This window comes from Neobacillus niacini (assembly GCF_030817695.1).
GTDB classification, from domain to species: domain Bacteria; phylum Bacillota; class Bacilli; order Bacillales; family Cytobacillaceae; genus Neobacillus; species Neobacillus niacini_F.
On the sequence record NZ_JAUSZQ010000003.1, the window covers coordinates 36,775 to 57,107 of the forward strand.

The following is a 20,333-nucleotide window of genomic DNA, read 5'->3' on the forward strand; positions in this document are numbered from 1 at the left end:
TAAAATATATGCAAATTAATAAGCTGCGTGGAAAAGAGCTTGACCAGTTATTTCAAGCTGTTCTTTCACTGAAGGACCTTGAAGAATGCTATCGCTTCTTTGATGATTTATGTACGATTAATGAAATTCAATCCTTAGCACAGCGTCTAGACGTAGCAAGAATGCTGCGTGAAGGAAATACCTATCATAAAATTGAGACTGAAACAGGTGCAAGCACAGCAACCATTTCTCGTGTGAAGCGCTGCTTGAATTTCGGTAATGACACGTATGAAATGGTATTAGAGCGAATCAAAACAGAAACCGTAACCGAAGAGAAATAATCAAAACCGAAGAGACTGCTCTTCGGTTTTTCTTTTTTTAATCCAGCTCCAGCGCCTAGGGGCTCGGGTCATAAGCTTGTCTAGTTCCGGCTCCTTGGGACTAGAGTCATAAGCCGCCCCCTGAAGAAGGCAAAGAGCGCCTTCTTACAGGGTTCGTCTAATGCCTTCGTCCCAGGGCAGTCGCCTCCACATTTCTGACAATCCGTCAAGAAGGTTAAAGAGCAACCTTCTAGCCGGCTCGTCTTATGCCTGTCGCCCCTGAACCAAGGCGCTTCCGCTTTTTATTTTGGTTAACATTTCTAATAATTGATTTAGTGTTTTCTTTTTTTATCGAATGAGCTAATGCTATAATGGTGTAATGTACGAAGAATGGGAGGATCTTGGGATGTACGATTTTCGCGAGTGGCGCCATGTGTTTAAACTCGATCCAAATAAAGAGATAAGTGATGAACAGTTAGAAAGAATATGCGAATCTGGAACAGACGCGGTAATGGTTGGAGGAACTGATGGGGTAACCCTGGAAAAAGTCCTTGATTTAATGGCTCGAATTCGCCGCTACACCGTTCCATGTGTCCTCGAAGTTTCAAGTATTGAAATAGTTACCCCTGGATTTGACCTTTATTTTATTCCGACAATTTTAAATAGCAATGATACAAAGTGGATAACGGGACTGCACCATCAGGCGGTAAAAGAATTTGGTGAAATTATGGATTGGGAAGAAATTGTCATGGAAGGCTACTGCATCTTGAATCAAGATTGCAAAGCCGCAAAATTGACGTCTGCCAATGCAAATGCTTCAACAGATGAAGTAAAGGCGTACGCGATGATGGCAGAGAAAATGTTTCATTTACCAATCTTTTATCTTGAATATAGTGGCATATATGGAGATGTGGAAGTGGTATCTGAGGTTAAGAAGGTGCTTGAGGAAACGGTCCTGTTTTATGGCGGGGGAATTTCAACGCTTGAACAAGCAGCGGAAATGGCTGAGCATGCGGATGTTATTGTGGTTGGAAATGTCATTTATGATGATTTCGACCAAGCATTAGCAACAGTAAAGAGCGTACGTTGAAAATTTGCTTAATTGAATAGAAAGAGTTAAAATAAGAACAAATGTTTGGTATGGTGGTGAAGGAATTGCAATACTTATCAGAAAAGCTTTTAAATGGTTTAAACCCAGAACAACAAAATGCAGTAAAAGCAACGGACGGCCCGCTTTTACTTATGGCCGGCGCAGGTAGTGGTAAAACAAGAGTACTAACGCATCGTATCGCTTATTTAATAGTTGAAAAACGTGTAAATCCTTATAATATTTTAGCGATTACCTTTACAAATAAAGCCGCTCGTGAAATGAGAGAACGAATCGGGAAAATGATGGGCGGAGCCGCAGAAGAAATTTGGATTTCCACGTTTCACTCGATGTGTGTAAGAATACTGCGCAGAGACATTGACAGAATGGGCTTTAACCGTAACTTTACAATTTTGGATACAGGTGACCAGCAATCAGTGATTAAAGGAATCCTTAAGGATAAGAACCTTGATCCTAAAAAAAATGATCCGCGGGCGATTTTAGGTGCAATTAGTTCCGCTAAAAATGAATTAATTGACCCGGAAGAATATGCAAAAACTGCTGGAGGCTATTTCGAACAAACGGTCAGCGATATATATACCGAATATCAAAAACGGTTACGGAAAAATCAAGCACTCGACTTTGATGACTTGATTATGATGACAATTCAACTGTTTCAACGTGTACCTGAAGTATTGGAATATTATCAACGAAAATTTCAATACATTCATGTGGATGAGTATCAGGATACAAACAGAGCTCAGTATATGCTAGTTAAGTTTCTCGCAAACCGGTTTAAGAACCTATGCGTAGTCGGGGATTCCGACCAGTCCATTTATCGCTGGCGTGGAGCGGATATTGCTAATATCCTTTCCTTCGAGAAAGATTATCCGGATGCAAAAGTCATTTTACTTGAGCAAAACTATCGCTCTACAAAAAGGATTCTTCTAGCAGCAAATAAGGTTATTGAAAATAATGTAACCCGAAAGGCTAAGAATCTTTGGACGGAAAACCCAGAAGGTAACAAACTTGTATACTATCGTGCAGATAGCGAGCAAGGAGAAGCTCAGTTTGTTGCGGGTAAAATTAAAGAATTAACACGCGAAGGAAAGTACAAGCTTTCCGACGTTGCCATACTTTACCGGACTAACGCGCAGTCCCGTGTAATGGAGGAAGTGCTGTTAAAATCAAATATTGAGTATAGCATCGTCGGCGGAACCAAGTTCTATGACAGGAAAGAAATTAAGGACATGCTTGCTTATTTAAGGCTCATTGCTAATAATGATGATGATATTAGCCTACAGCGTATTATTAACGTGCCAAAACGCGGAATTGGATCGAGCTCGGTAGATAAAATGGCTGATTTTGCAGCTATGCATGATATTTCTATTTTTCAAGCACTTGATTCTGTTGAGTTACTTGGTCTTAGTCCAAAAATCACCAAGGGTGCCAGGGAATTTAGAGATTTAATTAAAAACTATACGCAAATGCAAGAGTTTTTATCTGTAACGGAACTGGTTGAGGAGATTTTAGATAAGTCGGGGTATCGTGAAATGCTAAAGGCAGAGAAATCCATCGAAGCCCAAAGCAGATTAGAGAACTTAGACGAATTATTATCTGTTACGAAGAACTTTGAAGAAGCAAGTGAAGACAAGAGCTTAGTTGCATTCTTAACGGATTTGGCATTAGTGGCTGATATTGATTCCTTAGATGAAGACGGTGAAAAAACAGACTCCATTACTCTTATGACCTTGCACTCGGCAAAGGGATTAGAGTTTCCGGTCGTCTTTTTGATTGGATTGGAAGAAGGAGTTTTCCCTCACAGTCGTTCTTTAATGGAAGAAGCTGAGATGGAAGAAGAGCGCCGCTTGGCGTACGTGGGAATTACTCGAGCAGAGCAGACGCTATTCTTAACTAATGCACAGATGAGAACGTTATTTGGGCGCACAAGCATGAACCCTGCATCCCGGTTTATCCGTGAAATCCCGGAAGAACTTCTAGAAGGTGTGGAAAAAGAGGAACGCAGGAATACTCCGTTTGGCTCAACAAGAGGGGGTACCTCTTTTGGACGAAGCGCTTCTGGTTCAACTACAACATCCTTCGGAACACCAGTTACTAGAAAACCAGTTATGAGACCAATCGCTGCTTCTACTGGCGGGGATACGGTCGGCTGGAAAGTCGGCGATAAGGCTGAACACGGTAAATGGGGTATTGGAACAGTAGTAAGTGTTAAAGGAGAAGGCGAAGGAACAGAGCTCGACATTGCATTCCCAAGCCCAACCGGCATTAAGCGCCTACTTGCAAAATTTGCACCCATAACAAAAAAAGTTTAAAGAAAAGCGTAAGCCCCTAGGCGCTGCAGCTAGACAATAAAAAAGAATTGCCCCTGTTATGGGGCTATTCTCGTATTATTTTACCATGAAAGGGCTGGATTTATGGACCTTCAAACGGCGGAATTGAAAATCAATGAACTACGGAGCCTTTTAAATCAATATGGCTACGAATATTATGTGCTTGATAAACCTTCAGTACCTGATGCAGAATATGATCGTTTAATGCAGGAACTCTTAGAGCTAGAGGCAAATTTTCCAGAATTAAAAACACCAGATTCACCTTCTGTTCGTATTGGCGGTGATGTACTGGATTTATTTGAAAAAGTAGAGCACCGAACTCCAATGCTAAGCTTGGGTAATGCCTTTAACGAACAGGATTTAAAAGATTTCGACCGCCGTGTTCGTCAGGCAGTCGGGGATAATGTCTCCTATGTTTGTGAATTAAAGATTGATGGCCTCGCTGTGTCTTTACGCTATGAAAATGGCTTGTTTATCCAAGGAGCAACAAGGGGAGACGGAACCATTGGCGAAGATATCACCGCAAATTTAAAGACAATTAAATCCATCCCGCTCCGCTTACGTGAAAATGCAACATTAGAGGTTCGCGGTGAGGCTTACATGCCGAAGCGTTCCTTTGAGGCGTTAAATAAAGCAAAGGAAGAACGCGGGGAAGAGTTAGCTGCAAATCCACGAAATGCGGCTGCTGGATCATTAAGACAGCTTGATCCAAAAATTGCTGCAACAAGGAACCTTGATGTCTTTTTATATGGAATTGGCGGCGGTGTTGTAAATGCAGCGTCTCATAGTGAAGGATTAGATTACTTAGATCATCTTGGCTTTAAAACAAATAAAGAGCGCCGAAAATGCCCTACGATAAACGAGGTAATTGAGTATGTAAATAGCTGGGTCGATAAGCGCCCGCATTTACCATATGAAATAGATGGCATTGTGATTAAGGTAGATTCCTATGAGCATCAGAGTAAGCTTGGAACAACAGCGAAAAGCCCGCGCTGGGCGATTGCTTATAAATTCCCTGCAGAAGAAGTCGTTACCACTCTTTTAGATATTGAATTAAGTGTCGGCAGGACAGGGGTTGTCACGCCAACTGCGATACTTAAGCCTGTTAAGGTAGCTGGTACCACCGTTGGGCGTGCGTCCTTGCATAATGAAGACTTAATCCGCGAAAAAGATATTAAGATTGGCGACCAGGTGGTTGTAAAAAAAGCAGGAGATATTATTCCTGAAGTGGTCAATGTACTGGCAGAACAACGAACTGGTGATGAACGTGACTTTCAAATGCCAACACATTGTCCGGAGTGTGAAAGCGAGCTTGTAAGATTTGAGGGAGAAGTTGCGTTACGTTGTATTAACCCTAAATGCCCTGCTCAAATCCGTGAAGGGTTGATTCATTTTGTATCACGAGACGCGATGAATATTGAGGGTCTTGGTGAAAAAGTAATCGGCCAGCTTTTTGCGGAAAAATTAATCTCGGATGTTGCTGATATTTATAAACTAACCTATGATCAGTTGATAGCCTTAGAGAGAATGGGAGTAAAATCAGTTACAAATTTGTTAAAAGCAATTGAAGCATCTAAAACTAATTCATTAGAAAAGCTATTATTTGGACTCGGTATCCGCCATGTTGGTGCGAAGGCAGCGAAAACACTTGCGCAAAGCTTTGATACGATGGACAAACTGGCCGTTGCAACAAAGGAAGACTTGGTTGCGATCAATGAAATTGGTGATAAAATGGCAGATTCTATCGTTGCCTTTTTTGAACAGGAAGAGGCAAAGGAACTGTTAAGGGAACTCGTTTCTGTCGGTGTTAACATGGAATATAAAGGTGTTAAACCAGTTTCTGTTGAGGAATCCAACAGCATTTTTGCTGGGAAGACAGTGGTTTTAACAGGGAAACTGGAGCAGCTCTCTAGAAATGAAGCCAAGGAGAAGATTGAAGCACTCGGAGGCAACGTGTCTGGAAGTGTCAGCAAGAAAACGCATCTTGTTATTGCTGGCGAAGACGCCGGCTCGAAGCTTACCAAGGCCGAGGAGCTGGGAATTGAAGTGTGGGACGAGGAGAAGCTTTTAGTAGAATTAAATAAATAAGAGGTGTATCGACGTGAGAAAACTCTCATTGCTCGCTCTTTCCCTTATCTTACTGCTAAGTGGATGTGCACCAAACTTTCAAAAGCAGGAGAACGTTGTCCAAACAAAAGAAGAGGCGGAAGAGAAAGCAATTATTCCGAAATATAATATTTCTGACAACTATTATCGAACCATTTTACCGTTCGAGCCTGGGGAAGCACGTGGATTAATCGTTGGAAATATTAATACTAGATATGACATTAACGAATTTGAAACAGGATTGATGAGGATTGCTCAGCATCAATTTGATCCCAAGACCTATTTGTTCCGTGAAGGACAAGAGTTAAAGCGTAATACCGTTAGATTGTGGTTGAACCGCAAATTTACACAAGCACAATTAACGGAAGAGGGTTTAAAGGAAGAAGAAAACATTGGTTTAAACCCGCTTTTAGAGGACGGTTCAGATTTTCAGCAGGGGAATAATAATAGTCCTATTTATTTAGCCCATATCTTAGAGCACAATTATCTAATCAAAGGAGAAAACGATACGGTCAAATTGGGCGGTGTTGTGATTGGACTAGCACTAAATTCTGTCCATTATTATCGTACTGCAGTAGGTGAACCCTACTTTGAGCGGAAGATTGAGTTTGCTGAAATGGAACGGGAAGGGAAAAAGATTGCCGAAGAGGTCCTTAAACGTCTGCGCGCCATGAAAAATTTGAAGGATGTTCCGATCACCATTGCTCTGTTTGAACAGCAAAGCAGATCATCTGTGGTGCCTGGCACCTTTTTTACCTATACCAATGTCGATAAAGGAAGCTCAACGATTAATTCGTGGGAGCCAGTTGCAGAAAAGTATTTCCTATTCCCATCTACTGAGGCACAAGAAGAACACCGTGATGACGTAACTGCATTTTTAAACTTTAAGCAGGATGTGGAGGAATATTTTCCAAACTTTAATGGTGTCATTGGCCGCGCCTTCTATATTGGGGATCAATTTACTGATTTGGATATCACCATTCCAATCCAGTTCTATGGAAAATCCGAGGCAATTGGCTTTACTCAATATGTAACCGGTCTTGTTCTTGAGCATTTTCCAAATTATATATCTATTTCGGTAAGTGTTACATCTGTTGATGGACCTGAGGCATTAATCGTCCGTAAAGCAAATGAAGCTGAACCGTTTGTACATATATATTAACCTGACGTAATCGTCAGGTTTTATTTTTGTCGAAAATATACCTTTGCGGCTATCCGTTGATAGCTATAAAAGAAACATGTTAGAATGAACAAGGATGTAATGTTTTTAATACATAGGGAGGTTTTGAGACATGGTACAACCTTATAAGCATGAACCATTCACAGATTTTTCAATTGAAGAAAACCGTCAAGCTTTTCTTAAAGGTATTAAGACAGTTGAAAGTTATTTAGGCCAAGATTACCCACTAGTAATCGGCGGCGAAAGAATTACAACGGAAGATAAAATCATTTCATATAATCCTTCAAATAAAGAAGAAGTAATTGGAAGCGTTTCAAAAGCTAGCAGAGATCTTGCAGAACAAGCAATGCAAGCAGCGGTTGAGGCGTTCAAAACATGGAAAAAAGTTAAGGCTGAAGTACGTGCTGATGTTTTATTTAAAGCAGCGACAATTATCCGCCGCCGTAAGCATGAGTTCTCTGCCCTTTTAACAAAGGAAGCAGGTAAACCGTGGAAGGAAGCGGATGCAGATACTGCAGAAGCAATTGATTTCCTTGAATATTATGGCCGCCAAATGCTGGCACTTAAAGATGGCGTTCCTGTTAATAGCCGTCCAAACGAATTTAACCGTTATAACTACATTCCACTAGGTGTTGGAATCATCATTTCACCTTGGAATTTCCCTTTAGCGATTATGGCTGGTACAACAGTAGCAGCGATTGTTACAGGTAATACCGTTCTATTAAAACCAGCTTCTACCACTCCAATTGTGGCAGCGAAATTCGTTGAAGTCATGGAAGAAGCAGGTCTGCCTAAAGGTGTCTTAAACTTCGTACCAGGAAGTGGTTCAGAAGTTGGGGACTACTTAGTGGACCATAAAGATACTCGTTTCATAAGCTTCACTGGTTCACGTGATGTTGGACTTCGTATTTTCGAACGTTCTTCTAAAGTAAATCCTGGTCAAATCTGGATGAAGCGTCTAATTGCTGAAATGGGCGGAAAAGATACGATTGTTGTTGACTCAGAAGCAGATTTAGAATTGGCTGCACAATCAATCGTTGCGGGTGCTTTTGGGTTCTCTGGTCAAAAGTGTTCAGCCTGTTCCCGTGCGGTAATCGTTGAGGATGTCTATGATACGGTTTTAAACCGTGTTGTTGAATTGACTAACCAATTAACAGTAGGTGACCCAACTGAGCAAGGAACGTTCATGGGGCCGGTAAACGATAACAATGCTTTCAAGAAGATTATGGAATATGTTGAAATTGGCAAGCAAGAAGGGAAGTTAATGACTGGGGGCGAAGGAGACAATTCAAAAGGCTACTTTATTCAACCAACAGTAATTGCTGACCTTGCACCAGATTCACGTATCATGCAGGAAGAAATTTTTGGCCCAGTAGTTGGTTTTACGAAGGCGAAGGATTTTACGGAAGCAATTGAAATTGCGAACAATACTGAGTATGGCTTAACAGGTGCGGTTATCACAACAAATCGTGAACACCTAGAGCAGGCTCGTGAAGACTTCCATGTTGGAAATTTATATTTCAATCGTTCATGTACAGGAGCCATTGTTGGTTATCAGCCGTTCGGCGGTTTCAACATGTCTGGAACGGACTCCAAAGCAGGCGGTCCTGACTATTTGCTGCTTCATATGCAGGCTAAGACTACATCTGAGATGTATTAATTCTATTTTGGAGCCCCTTCTCGGTTAGAGGAGGGGTTTTGGTTTGGGGAATTTATGGAAAATAATGTCTAAAAGTCCAAAACCCCTTGGAAAAAGTCCATAACTAGTAAAAAAACGTCCATAACCCTCTGAAAATAGTCCAAAACCCAATAAAAATAGTCCAAAACACCACCAAAATAGTCCAAAACTTCAACCACCCTCTCAATCTCATCTTAATATTTGACAATAATGTGAAATGATTCACAAACTAATAGTAAATTGTGACGTACTTCACAATTTTTTTAGACTTCTGCATTTACAATGTATTTATAGAGAAAAACATAATTAACTTAAATTCATAGATAAACCACTTATAAGGAGCGATCCAATATGAAAAAACTAGTGATGATTGGGAACGGGATGGCTGGAGTTAGAACGATTGAGGAAATTCTTAAACTCTCACCAAATCAATTTGAAATTACTATTTTTGGACAAGAACCATATCCTAACTATAATCGCATAAAATTATCGAATATCCTTCAAGGGGATACAAGCTTTGAAGAAATCATTATTAATCCACTAGATTGGTATAAAGAAAATAAAATTCAATTATTTACTGGAGAAGCAGTAACGAAGGTTGATGTAGAAGCAAAGAAGGTCATTTCCGACCAAGGCCGGGAAGTAGAGTATGATGAATTAATCATCGCAACAGGCTCTAGTTCTTTCATTCTGCCTATACCAGGTGCTGACAAAATTGGCGTTACCGGATTTCGTGATATAAAAGATTGTGAAATGATGATCAAGTCAGCACAAAACTATAATAAAGCTGTGGTAATTGGCGGAGGGCTTCTTGGACTTGAAGCAGCACGAGGATTACTGAATCTTGGAATGAAGGTCGATGTTGTACACTTAATGCCGAATTTAATGGAACGCCAGTTAGATCCAATTGCTTCTAGTCTATTAAAAGCAGAGCTCGAATCTCAAGGTATGAGATTTTTAATGGAAAAGGAAACCGTTGAAATTATTGGAGATGAGCACGTTGCCGGTCTTCGTTTTAAAGATGGGTCCCTCATTCCAGCAGATCTGGTTGTAATGGCAATCGGAATTAAGTCGAACACAATGGTTGCGAAAGAAAGCGGAATTTATGTTAATCGTGGAATTGTCGTCAATGATTTAATGGAAACAAGTGCACCAAATGTGTATGCAGTGGGAGAGTGTGCCGAGCACAGAGAGATTGTTTATGGGCTGGTTGCACCATTATACGAGCAGGGGAAAGTTCTAGCTGAAAGAATTTGCGGAAAAGAAACAGCACCTTATGAAGGCTCAGTAACTGGTACTCAACTTAAAGTCGCAGGAGTAGACCTTTACTCAGCAGGTGAGATATTTGAAGTTGGTACAACAAAATCAATCATGGTCTATAACGAATATGAAGGGATTTACAAGCGGGTTTTAGTTCGTGATAACAGGATTGTTGGAATCGTTCTTTATGGCGATACCAAAGATAGTACAAGACTGTTCCGAATGCTTTCGAAAAAGGAAGATATTACAGGAATCTCGATTTTTGAAGCACAATGTTCAGCTGAAGGCGGAAGCGGTGATATAGCTTCCATGCCGAATGATGAATTGGTGTGCGGTTGTAATGGTGTGACAAAGGGAGCAATTGTTGAAGCGATTAATGCACAAGGTCTGACAACTCTTGATCAAGTTAGTCATTGTACAAATGCCGGCCGTTCTTGCGGGCGCTGTAAGCCAATGGTTAATGATATTCTAGCTTATACATTAGGTGATCAATTTGACGCAGCCGCCGCACAGAAAACAAGCATTTGCGGATGTACAACCATCAGCCGTGAAGAGCTGATTGCCGAAATTAAAGAAAAGGGTTTAACCAGTGTTAAAGAAGTGATGAATGTTCTAGAGTGGAATAACGAGGAAGGCTGTACGAAATGCCGTCCTGCCATAAACTACTATCTAGGTATGATTCACATGGATGAGTACTTGGATGACCGTGATTCACGTCTAGTAAACGAGAAAATGCATGCGAATATTCAGAAGGATGGAACATACTCAGTCGTACCAAGAATGTATGGTGGTGTTACTAATGTTGCAGACTTAAAAAAGATTGCCGAAGTAGCGGAAAAATATGAGGTCCCACTTGTAAAACTAACCGGAGGACAACGTATTGGCCTGTTCGGGGTCAAAAAAGAAGATCTTCCTAGTATGTGGAAAGAGCTTGATATGCCATCTGGCTATGCATATGGAAAAACACTGCGCACTGTAAAAACGTGTGTAGGGGCACAGTTCTGCCGCTACGGAACACAAGATTCGATGTCATTGGGGATTGAACTTGAGAAAAAATTTGAACGTCTTGATACTCCTCATAAAGTAAAAATGGGTGTGTCAGCCTGCCCTAGAAACTGCTCAGAGGCTGGAATTAAGGATATCGGCTTCGTTGGAATTGATGGAGGCTGGGAAATTTATGTGGCCGGTAATGGCGGTGTAGACCTTCGTGCAGGAGACCTTTTAGCTACAGTGAAAACAGAAGCGGAAGTAATGGAATTGACCGGTGCTTACCTGCAATATTACCGTGAAACAGCAAATTACTTGGAGCGTACTTCTAAGTGGGTAGAACGTGTTGGCTTAGAGCATGTAAAAGAAGTCCTAGCAAACGCAGAAACTAGAAAAGAATTAAATGAGCGTATGGACCAAACGTTAAAGAAATACATTGAGCCTTGGAATGAGGCAATTGAATGTGAAAACATTAAAGATAAATATTACGCAGTACACACTTTTAAGGCTGGAGAGTGATTATAAATGATCATAACAAAAATTCGGACTCTAGTAGCTAATTATTCTGACCTTCCTGTAAGGTCAGGATATTCTGTAAAAATGAATGATGAGGAAATTGCCTTATTTAAAGTAACAAATGGTACGGTATATGCTATAGAAAATCGCAGTCCGCATCCAAAAGGCGGAGTCTTAACGGAAGGTTTAGTAAGCGGTGAATATGTTTTCTGCCCTGTCTATGATTGGAAGATTGCCTTACGTGACGGAAAAGTACAGGCACCAGACGAAGGTCAAATAAAAACTTATCAAGTGGAAGTCAAAGACGATAACGTTTATATTATTATATAAAGAGTTTGGAAGGATGGCTGCAGGATGAAATCAGGAAAAGTATTTTTAGTAGGGGCAGGGCCAGGGGACGTTCGATTAATCACAGTAAAAGGATTGGATGCAATTAAGCATGCTGAAGTCATTTTATATGATAGGCTTGCTAATCCAAAGCTTTTGGAGTTTGCTCCAGCTGATTGCGAGCTGATTTACTGCGGAAAATTACCTGACCGCCATACATTACGTCAAGAGAATATCAACGACCTTTTAGTAGAAAAGGCGCTGGAAGGTAAAGTAGTGGTCCGGTTAAAAGGCGGAGATCCTGGCGTTTTTGGCCGTGTTGGTGAAGAAGCAGCCGCTCTTGCTCTCTATCAAATTCCATTTGAAATTGTACCTGGGATTTCATCGGGGATTGCAGCCCCCCTTTATGCAGGAATCCCTGTTACCCATCGCGAGCATGCTGAATCGTTTGCCGTCGTAACAGCGCATGATAAATCTACGGATGGCAAACCCATGCTTGATTGGGAAGGTCTTGTCCGCGGAGTCGATACGATTGCTTTTTACATGGGTGTTGGGAATCTTCCGTTTATCTGTGAAAATATGATGGCTCATGGAAAGCCTTCTAACACTCCAGTTATATTAATACAATGGGGCACATTTGGACGTCAGAAAACCCTTCAGGGAACATTAAGTGATATCTCTGAAAAGGTCCTTGAGGCTAAGTTGAGCAACCCGTCGATTATCCTTGTAGGACAAGTCATTTCCCTTCGTGAAAAAATTAGCTGGTTTGAAAAAATGCCATTATACGGCAGACAAATTATATTAGCCCGTACAAGTAAAGGTGCCAGCGGATTGGCAAAAGGATTAATCGAGCAGGGTGCTGATGTAATCGAATTTCCAAAATGGAAAAAAACGATTTTACCTGTAGAGGTCGGGAATGTGACAAATTACGATAAAATCTTGTTTACATCCCCTGAAAGTGTTGGAGAATTTTTTGAGGCAGTTATTAAAAAGGGAATCGATATTCGAAAAATAAAGGCAGATTTCTATGGCGGCTCCAGCAAATCTATTAATGCCTTAAAAGAACGTGGGTTTATGGCCAGCCTCATTGGGGACATGCCACAAGAAGGAAGCTTGCTGGTTGTCGGAGACGATCGTAAATTTCAGATGGAAAATGCTGATTTTATATTCACTAGCAAAAAAGAGCTCGACGAGCAATTCCTGCCAATTTTTCAACGTATGCTTGAGGAATCTGAAGTGAATACGATGGTATTTCCAAGCGGGGCATCGGTGGATGTATTTATCGAAGGCCTAAAGAAATGCGGTATTGACGTTTTCGACCTTTTAAAAGATGTCCAAGTGGTTTGTATGGGTCAGCATACAAAAGAACAAGTTGAACGTGTTGGGCTAGAATCGGTTGGAATGCCTGTTTCTCCAACCAGGGAAGCGTTGGTTGCATACTTAATCCAGTGTCCGATTGTTTAAGAAAGGCAGGGTTTTTGATTGAATTCGAATTATCCAATTATGTTAAAGCTCGAGGGTAAAAAGGCAGTCATTGTAGGCGGCGGAAAGGTGGCAGAACGAAAAGTTACCGGCCTCCTTGGTACGGGTTCGCGCATCACTGTGATTAGCCCCCATACTACAGATGAACTTAAAAGGCTAGCTGGCTCTGGAAGGATCGAGTGGCTTGAAAAATCCTTCTCAAAAGAGGACCTGGATGGTGCGTTCCTAATTTTTGCGGCAACGAACGACAATGAGGTAAATCAGTATATAAAAATGGCGGCGAGTGACCAACAGCTTGTCACCATTGCCGATGACCCGGAAGGATCGGATTTTCATGTTCCTTCGCATATTCAGCGGGGACGATTGAGTATTGCGGTATCAACGGGCGGAGCCAGTCCAACATTGGCAAGGAAAATAAGGGAACAGCTAGAAAACCAATTTGATGAAGGATTTGAAGAGTATCTAGAATTTTTATTTTCAGCCAGGCAGCGGGTTTTAAAAGAAGTGAAAAATGCCACTAGAAAAAGAAAAATGTTATCAGCAATTGCTAGTCGAGAGTTTTTGAATAGTCAAGATCGTGAAGCTGAGTTTTTACGGTTATTGCAAAACACAAGAAATGACGTGTGAACCCCCACACGTCATTTTTTTATAAATTTATTACGTCGTTATCGTACTCCTCTAATTGTTCTTGTAAATTTATTATGTAATTCATCATCGCTATTCTTACGATCGAGGGGTAATATCGATTATTAAGTTCGTGTTCACATTCCTCTAAATCCATCTTTTTTACAGCCATAATTTTGTTTAATTCATCAACGCTCATGAATGATCACTCCCCATTTTGATTTTTCCTTCCCTAGTCTCCTAATCTATTTCTATAGCTTCAGCATGGGCAAGTTTTTACTAGTTTATACATCATTTTGCTTGTATAAAAAGTTCATCAAATGGCTAGAAAGATAGAAAAAGGCTGCGAGGGTGAATTATGAACGAAAAAATAAGCAATAGTTATCAAATTCTAGATCAGTTACGTTTGCCGCATGGTTTGTATTTAGCTTCTTCGTCCCAGGACTATCAATATGTTTGGTTGCGAGATTCTTTTTATATGTCACTGCCTTATTTGGAGCAAAACAATCACATTTATGAAATGACCTATCATCGGATTCTGGACTTATTTAGAGAGTACGAATGGAAGCTGGATATTCATACCGTTCAGAGACCGAGGGAGCAATGGGAATACCTTCATTCCAGGTATTCTGCTTCGGAAGTAAGGGAAATGGATACCCCATGGGGACATGCTCAGCACGATGCCATTGGAGCGATACTATGGGGGATTGGAATGGGACAGCAGAAGGGAAAAAAGATTATTAGAGATGCAAAGGATCATGAGATTGTTCAAAAGCTGGTTGGCTATTTAGGCTGTGTTCGATACTGGGAAGACGAGGATAATGGGATGTGGGAAGAATGGAGGGAAGTCCATTCGAGCTCAGTCGGTGCCTGTGTCGCAGGCCTTCAAGCAGTAAGAGATATTGTATTTGTCCCAGGAGAATGGATTACCAATGGGTATCAAACCCTATCTAATATTTATCCACAAGAAAGTAACCAGCGCCCATACGATTTAGCTCAATTGAGTTTAATCTATCCATATCGGGTTTTGGCGGGGGAACAAGCGAAAGTGGTTGTCGACCAAATTGAAACGCACCTCTTGCGGGAACGAGGCGTAATCCGCTACAAGGGAGATTCCTATTATTCGACCATTGAACATATGGGAAGGCACCACGATTTATCTTTTTATTATGGTACTGAGGCAGAGTGGACATTTGGATTGCCTTGGCTGGCACTATGCCACTTAGAGTTTGGTAATGTCAAAAAAGCAAAACAGTATATAACACAAACTGAAAAGGTAATGCTTGATGATGGCAGCTTACCTGAATTGTATTTTGCTCAATCCCAAAGATACAACTCTAATACCCCATTAGGATGGGGAAGCGCTATGTATATCCTGGCTAAAGAGCGATATGACGCATTAATGTAATAAGAAGAGGCTGTTGATAAATTCAACAGTCTCCTTTTATTGGAAAAATAGGACTTATGTATTATTTTACCTATTTTTATAAAATTTTCTGAAAACTGGTTCCTTTTTTGAAATTCGTGTTATATAATACAACACATGGTAATACACTGTATTATAACAAAGAGGTGAACTAGTCCGTGTCGACGCAAACAACAGGTATTGAAGTAGTTGGAGCCCTCAAAGCGCATTACAATGAGATTTTAACACCCGAAGCGCTGAAATTTGTTGAGGAGCTGGAGCAAAAATTTGGGGCAAGGCGGCTTGAGCTGTTACAGTACAGGCAACAACGGCAAGTGGAAATCAATAACGGGCAACTTCCTGATTTCCTTCCTGAAACAAAGCAAATTCGAAATGGTGACTGGACAATTGCGCCATTACCGAAAGACCTTCAGGATCGCCGTGTGGAGATTACCGGACCAACCGATAGAAAGATGGTCATCAACGCTTTAAATTCGGGTGCAAAGGTTTTTATGGCAGATTGTGAAGATGCTACTTCACCAACCTGGGAAAATATCGTCGAAGGACAAATCAACTTAAGAGATGCAGTAAATCGGACGATTTCCTATGAAAATCAAAATGGAAAAAGATATGTACTAAATGAGGAAACAGCTGTCTTATTTATAAGACCACGCGGACTTCATTTAGAAGAGAAACATGTGCTGCTTCATGGCAAGCCTATTTCTGGGAGCTTTTTTGATTTTGGAATGTACTTTTTCCACAATGTAAAAAATCTGCTAGCAAGAAGAACAGGGCCCTATTTTTACCTGCCAAAGCTGGAAAGTCATTTAGAGGCGCGGCTGTGGAATGACGTCTTTATTTTTGCGCAAAACAGGCTTGGAATTTCTCAAGGAACCATTAAGGCAACTGTCTTACTTGAAACAATAATGGCGGCATTCGAAATGCATGAAATTTTATTCGAATTAAAAGAGCACTCAGCAGGATTGAACTGCGGCAGATGGGATTATATTTTTAGTTACTTAAAAAAACTGCGTAACCATAAAAATATCATTCTCCCAGATCGATCTCAGGTAACCATGACTGTACCATTCATGCGTTCCTATTCATTACTTACCATTCAAACCTGTCACCGCCGTAAGGCACCGGCGATTGGAGGGATGGCGGCACAAATACCTATTCGCGACAATCCACAGGCAAACAAGGAAGCATTTGCGAAGGTTTGTGCGGATAAAGAACGTGAGGCAAGGGATGGTCATGATGGTACATGGGTAGCACATCCCGGTCTGGTCCCAGTAGCGCTTGAAGTATTCGATAGAGAAATGCCGATGGCTAACCAGATTTATTCAACAAAACAGCAAAAGATAACCATAACGGCCAGTGATTTACTTGAGTCGCCAAGCGGTAGGATTACCGAAGAGGGTGTACGCGCTAATATCAATGTTGGGATTCAATACATTGCTTCCTGGTTATCTGGAAGAGGAGCTGTACCCATCCATAACCTAATGGAGGACGCAGCAACGGCTGAAATCTCACGTGCTCAATTATGGCAGTGGATTCGCCATCCAAAAGGGATCCTTGCCGATGGCAGGAAAGTGAACATTGAGATGTATGAACAGTTCAAGGCTGAGGAGTTGGCGAAAATCAGGCAGGAAATTGGCGTGGAAGCCTATGAAACTGGGCGTTTTATTGAAGCGGTTGAGTTGTTTGACAGCATGATATTAAATGGTAAATTTGTTGAATTTTTAACTTTACCTGGATATCAGCTTCTATAAAAATTCTAATAGATTAATAGGAGGAATTTAAAATGACAAATTCAAGAGCGATGGAGTTACAAGAAAGCTGGGAAATGGATAAACGTTGGAATGGAATTACTAGACCATACACTGCTGAGGATGTTATCAAGCTTCGTGGTTCAATTGACATCGAGCATACATTGGCTAGACGTGGAGCAGAAAAGCTGTGGAAGCAAATGAATGAAGAAGAATACATTAATGCTTTAGGAGCACTTACAGGAAATCAAGCTGTTCAGCAGGTCAAAGCAGGATTAAAAGCCATTTATCTTAGCGGATGGCAGGTAGCAGCAGATGCCAACCTCTCTGGACATATGTATCCAGACCAAAGTTTATACCCAGCCAACAGCGTACCGAGTGTTGTAAAACGAATTAACCAAGCACTTCAGCGTGCTGACCAAATCACCCATTCAGAAGGTGATAATTCTATCGATTGGTTTGTGCCAATTGTTGCAGACGCAGAGGCTGGCTTTGGCGGACAGCTAAACTGTTTTGAATTAATGAAGGGAATGATTGAAGCAGGAGCTGCAGGTGTTCACTTTGAAGATCAGCTTTCCTCTGAGAAGAAATGTGGTCACTTAGGTGGTAAAGTGTTATTGCCAACACAAACGGCGGTTCGTAACTTAATTGCAGCTCGTTTGGCGGCTGACGTTATGGGTGTTCCAACTGTATTGGTTGCGCGGACAGATGCAAATGCCGCTGATTTAATTACCAGTGATATTGATATGAACGACGCACCGTTCATTACAGGAGAGCGCACTGCAGAAGGCTTTTTCCGGACAAAGGCAGGACTTGATCAGGCGATTGCCCGCGGCTTAGCTTATGCACCATATGCAGATTTAATCTGGTGTGAAACATCTGAGCCAAATATTGAGGAAGCTAGACGTTTTGCTGAAGCGATTCATGAGAAGTTCCCTGGAAAAATGCTTGCTTACAACTGCTCTCCGTCTTTTAACTGGAAAAAGAAACTTGATCAGGATACGATTGCCAAATTCCAGCAAGAGCTTGGAAAAATGGGCTACAAGTTCCAATTCGTTACACTTGCTGGCTTCCATGCATTGAACCACAGCATGTTTGAACTAGCTCGCGGCTACAAAGAGCGTGGTATGGCGGCGTACTCCGAATTGCAGCAAGCTGAGTTCGACAGCGAGCAATACGGCTACACAGCAACAAGACACCAGCGTGAAGTAGGAACAGGCTACTTTGATCAAGTATCCATGGTAATTACAGGTGGTACATCCTCCACAACCGCGTTAAAAGGTTCAACAGAGGAAGAACAGTTTACAAAATAAATCTAGTGGTATGAACCCCTTTCTCCGATTTGGAGAAGGGGTTTATTGCTATTTAGGCAGGTTACTTGCGGATAGCGGAAAATACTTGTGGATAGCGGAAAATACTTGCGGTTGGCTGAAAACACTCTCGGATAACCACATCAGACAAGCTTTTTTGGAAATGAACACTTTTTAGGGTATTATCATACATAATAGTAGCCCTTTTAATGGAGTTGATCTTTTTGAAAAAGCAGAGTGTGGAGGATGTCCTTCAACAGGGAATTCACGGTCCTTTAGAGACAAAGCCGGATGAAAGGCGGGAATTCTTAGGAACATTACGAGAACGGGTTATTCTTGCTCTTAAGAAAAACCAAGTCGCAGAAGCAACGATTTACCCTCAAGTGGAGAGGGAAATGAAAAAAAATCCTCAAGCTAATCTCTTATTAAATGGAAATATCGAATACGCAGCCTTATCCAAATATGTAAAGTTAGCCGCCAAACACAAGATTGAACATAAGATTGTAACCAATAAGGAACGAGATACAGATATCGGCCTACTGCTGGCGATGGACCATGCCATTGATAAGGAAGATATTTATATCACTCAAAAAGAAATCAGTCAGCCCCAACCCCCAAAAAGTAAAGGACTTTTTGCGAAATTATTTAAACGATAATAGGCAAGCAACCAAGCAGTCAATTGGACTGCTTTTATTATTTATTAGGGTACTTGGACTTTCATTTGGATATAACTGGAATTATATGAAAAATTGGAATATTATTATCTATAAGGAGACTACCATTTAGGTCTATTAATATAAGGGGGACCGAGATACTCATAATGAGAACGAAAAGAAAAATGGTCAGGTAGGAAGTGGGGATTACATTTCCCTATTACTTTTTACTAGAGATTACTAGATTACTAATAAACATTCTGACCAAGTCTAGGAGGAGAGAATTATGAGAAAATGTAAAGTTCTTTTTATCGCGATTGTTCTAATGTTTATTCTTACGGGGTGCAAATATCCAACACTAGAAAAAGCCATTGCAGAAACGATTCCATTCAAAGTTAAAGAAGTTTTGTACAAGACAAAAAGTGATGGGATAACAATCGTCTTATACACCACGAAAGCAGAAGGAAAAGAAGTGGATCATATAAAAGATCCGGTTCTAGGTGTCTCTTTCTTTGAAGGGAACGATGAAAAGGGATGGAAAAATGATGGTCCCAATGGCTGGGAGCATGCAGAGAGCGAAACCTATTCCATTTACAATGAAAATTATACAAAGTATGATGACAAAGGGAATGTCCTGAAAGATATCTATGTTGTGTTTGGAGAAATCAATAATGAGACTATCATTACCATTGAAATTGCCAATCAGGAAACCGAAGATTATAAAAAAGCAAAGATGATTGAGAAAGATGGCAAACGCTACTATGTGGGAATAGGCTTCCGTCCGCAGGTTAGAGCTTTAAATGGTAATGGTGAGGTTATTCCTCAACAATAAACGAATACATAATTCAGGGAGCAAATGCTCCTTTTTTTTTGTAGCTATCTATCTAAAAGTACTTAAAATGTCTATACTGATGAGGGAATCATTGCGGTGAAGCGGAAAAGTTTGTTATTATCAATAGTAAATTAACTAAGACAAAGGGAACGGGGGATTGAAAAATGACACGAATCTCAAACGAGCAGGTTAAGCATGTAGCAAACCTAGCAAGGTTAGAAATATCGGAGGATGAGGTTGAAAGGTTCACAAAGCAACTCGATGCTATCATTACATTTGCAGAACAGTTAAATGAGCTGGATACAACAAATGTTGAACCAACTTACCATGTACTCGATATGAAAAATGTATTCCGTGAGGACAGTAAAGAAAAGGGATTGCCGCGTGAAGAAGTATTAAAAAATGCACCTGACCATCAGGATGGCCAAATTAAAGTTCCAGCAATTATAGGGGAGTAAATCCTAGTT

Annotated in this window: 17 protein-coding genes; 16 read left to right on the forward strand and 1 reads right to left on the reverse strand. The window is 40.9% G+C overall.

Features of this window, described 5'->3' with window-relative positions:
• Nucleotides 1-8 precede the first annotated feature (8 nt).
• The 10 genes from QFZ28_RS23855 (at nt 9) to QFZ28_RS23900 (ending at nt 13,900) form a co-directional block, all read left to right on the forward strand.
• A complete protein-coding gene (locus QFZ28_RS23855) occupies nt 9-320 on the forward strand; it encodes a YerC/YecD family TrpR-related protein (RefSeq protein ID WP_307197130.1) in 312 nt (103 codons plus the stop codon).
• Nucleotides 321-705: 385 nt separating this feature from the next.
• The gene (locus tag QFZ28_RS23860) at nt 706-1,389 is read left to right on the forward strand and encodes a heptaprenylglyceryl phosphate synthase (RefSeq protein ID WP_307197131.1); all 684 of its coding nucleotides are present in this window, start codon (nt 706-708) and stop codon (nt 1,387-1,389) included.
• Between the two features lie 65 nt (nt 1,390-1,454).
• On the forward strand, nt 1,455-3,719 hold the full coding sequence (gene pcrA / locus QFZ28_RS23865) for a DNA helicase PcrA (RefSeq protein WP_307197753.1): 2,265 nt from the start codon (nt 1,455-1,457) through the stop codon (nt 3,717-3,719).
• A 102-nt stretch (nt 3,720-3,821) separates the two neighbouring features.
• Nucleotides 3,822-5,825 carry an NAD-dependent DNA ligase LigA gene (gene ligA / locus QFZ28_RS23870; protein WP_307197132.1) on the forward strand — a complete coding sequence of 668 codons (2,004 nt, stop codon included), beginning with the start codon at nt 3,822-3,824 and terminating at the stop codon, nt 5,823-5,825.
• 13 nt (nt 5,826-5,838) lie between these two features.
• Complete coding sequence (locus tag QFZ28_RS23875; protein ID WP_307197133.1) at nt 5,839-7,005, forward strand: CamS family sex pheromone protein; 1,167 nt, start codon at nt 5,839-5,841, stop codon at nt 7,003-7,005.
• Nucleotides 7,006-7,135: 130 nt separating this feature from the next.
• Nucleotides 7,136-8,683: an L-glutamate gamma-semialdehyde dehydrogenase gene (gene pruA / locus QFZ28_RS23880; protein ID WP_307197134.1), complete on the forward strand. Its 1,548-nt coding sequence runs from the start codon at nt 7,136-7,138 to the stop codon at nt 8,681-8,683.
• A gap of 369 nt (nt 8,684-9,052) precedes the next feature.
• Nucleotides 9,053-11,467, forward strand: a complete 2,415-nt coding sequence (gene nirB, locus QFZ28_RS23885) for a nitrite reductase large subunit NirB (protein ID WP_307197135.1) — start codon at nt 9,053-9,055, stop codon at nt 11,465-11,467.
• A gap of 6 nt (nt 11,468-11,473) precedes the next feature.
• Nucleotides 11,474-11,794, forward strand: coding sequence for a nitrite reductase small subunit NirD (gene nirD / locus QFZ28_RS23890; protein ID WP_307197136.1), 321 nt, complete (start codon nt 11,474-11,476; stop codon nt 11,792-11,794).
• 24 nt (nt 11,795-11,818) lie between these two features.
• Nucleotides 11,819-13,255, forward strand: coding sequence for a uroporphyrinogen-III C-methyltransferase (cobA, locus tag QFZ28_RS23895; protein ID WP_307197137.1), 1,437 nt, complete (start codon nt 11,819-11,821; stop codon nt 13,253-13,255).
• Between the two features lie 39 nt (nt 13,256-13,294).
• On the forward strand, nt 13,295-13,900 hold the full coding sequence (locus tag QFZ28_RS23900) for a precorrin-2 dehydrogenase/sirohydrochlorin ferrochelatase family protein (RefSeq protein WP_307197138.1): 606 nt from the start codon (nt 13,295-13,297) through the stop codon (nt 13,898-13,900).
• A gap of 19 nt (nt 13,901-13,919) precedes the next feature.
• Here QFZ28_RS23900 and QFZ28_RS23905 read toward each other — a convergent pair whose 3' ends face one another.
• Entirely contained in the window at nt 13,920-14,096 is a 177-nt protein-coding gene (locus QFZ28_RS23905) for a hypothetical protein (RefSeq protein ID WP_307197139.1), read from the reverse strand.
• A 159-nt stretch (nt 14,097-14,255) separates the two neighbouring features.
• On the opposite strand from QFZ28_RS23905, the gene QFZ28_RS23910 reads away from it, so the two are divergent.
• The 6 genes from QFZ28_RS23910 to gatC all read left to right on the forward strand — a co-directional run bounded on the left by QFZ28_RS23910 (nt 14,256) and on the right by gatC (nt 20,324).
• Nucleotides 14,256-15,305 carry a glycoside hydrolase family 15 protein gene (locus tag QFZ28_RS23910; protein ID WP_307197140.1) on the forward strand — a complete coding sequence of 350 codons (1,050 nt, stop codon included), beginning with the start codon at nt 14,256-14,258 and terminating at the stop codon, nt 15,303-15,305.
• A 176-nt stretch (nt 15,306-15,481) separates the two neighbouring features.
• Entirely contained in the window at nt 15,482-17,074 is a 1,593-nt protein-coding gene (gene aceB, locus QFZ28_RS23915; protein ID WP_307197141.1) for a malate synthase A, read from the forward strand.
• A 32-nt stretch (nt 17,075-17,106) separates the two neighbouring features.
• A complete protein-coding gene (gene aceA / locus QFZ28_RS23920) occupies nt 17,107-18,384 on the forward strand; it encodes an isocitrate lyase (protein ID WP_307197142.1) in 1,278 nt (425 codons plus the stop codon).
• Between the two features lie 221 nt (nt 18,385-18,605).
• Nucleotides 18,606-19,037: a YueI family protein gene (locus QFZ28_RS23925; RefSeq protein ID WP_307197143.1), complete on the forward strand. Its 432-nt coding sequence runs from the start codon at nt 18,606-18,608 to the stop codon at nt 19,035-19,037.
• A 283-nt stretch (nt 19,038-19,320) separates the two neighbouring features.
• On the forward strand, nt 19,321-19,866 hold the full coding sequence (locus QFZ28_RS23930; protein ID WP_307197144.1) for a hypothetical protein: 546 nt from the start codon (nt 19,321-19,323) through the stop codon (nt 19,864-19,866).
• A gap of 164 nt (nt 19,867-20,030) precedes the next feature.
• Complete coding sequence (gene gatC / locus QFZ28_RS23935; protein ID WP_307197145.1) at nt 20,031-20,324, forward strand: Asp-tRNA(Asn)/Glu-tRNA(Gln) amidotransferase subunit GatC; 294 nt, start codon at nt 20,031-20,033, stop codon at nt 20,322-20,324.
• Nucleotides 20,325-20,333 lie beyond the last annotated feature (9 nt).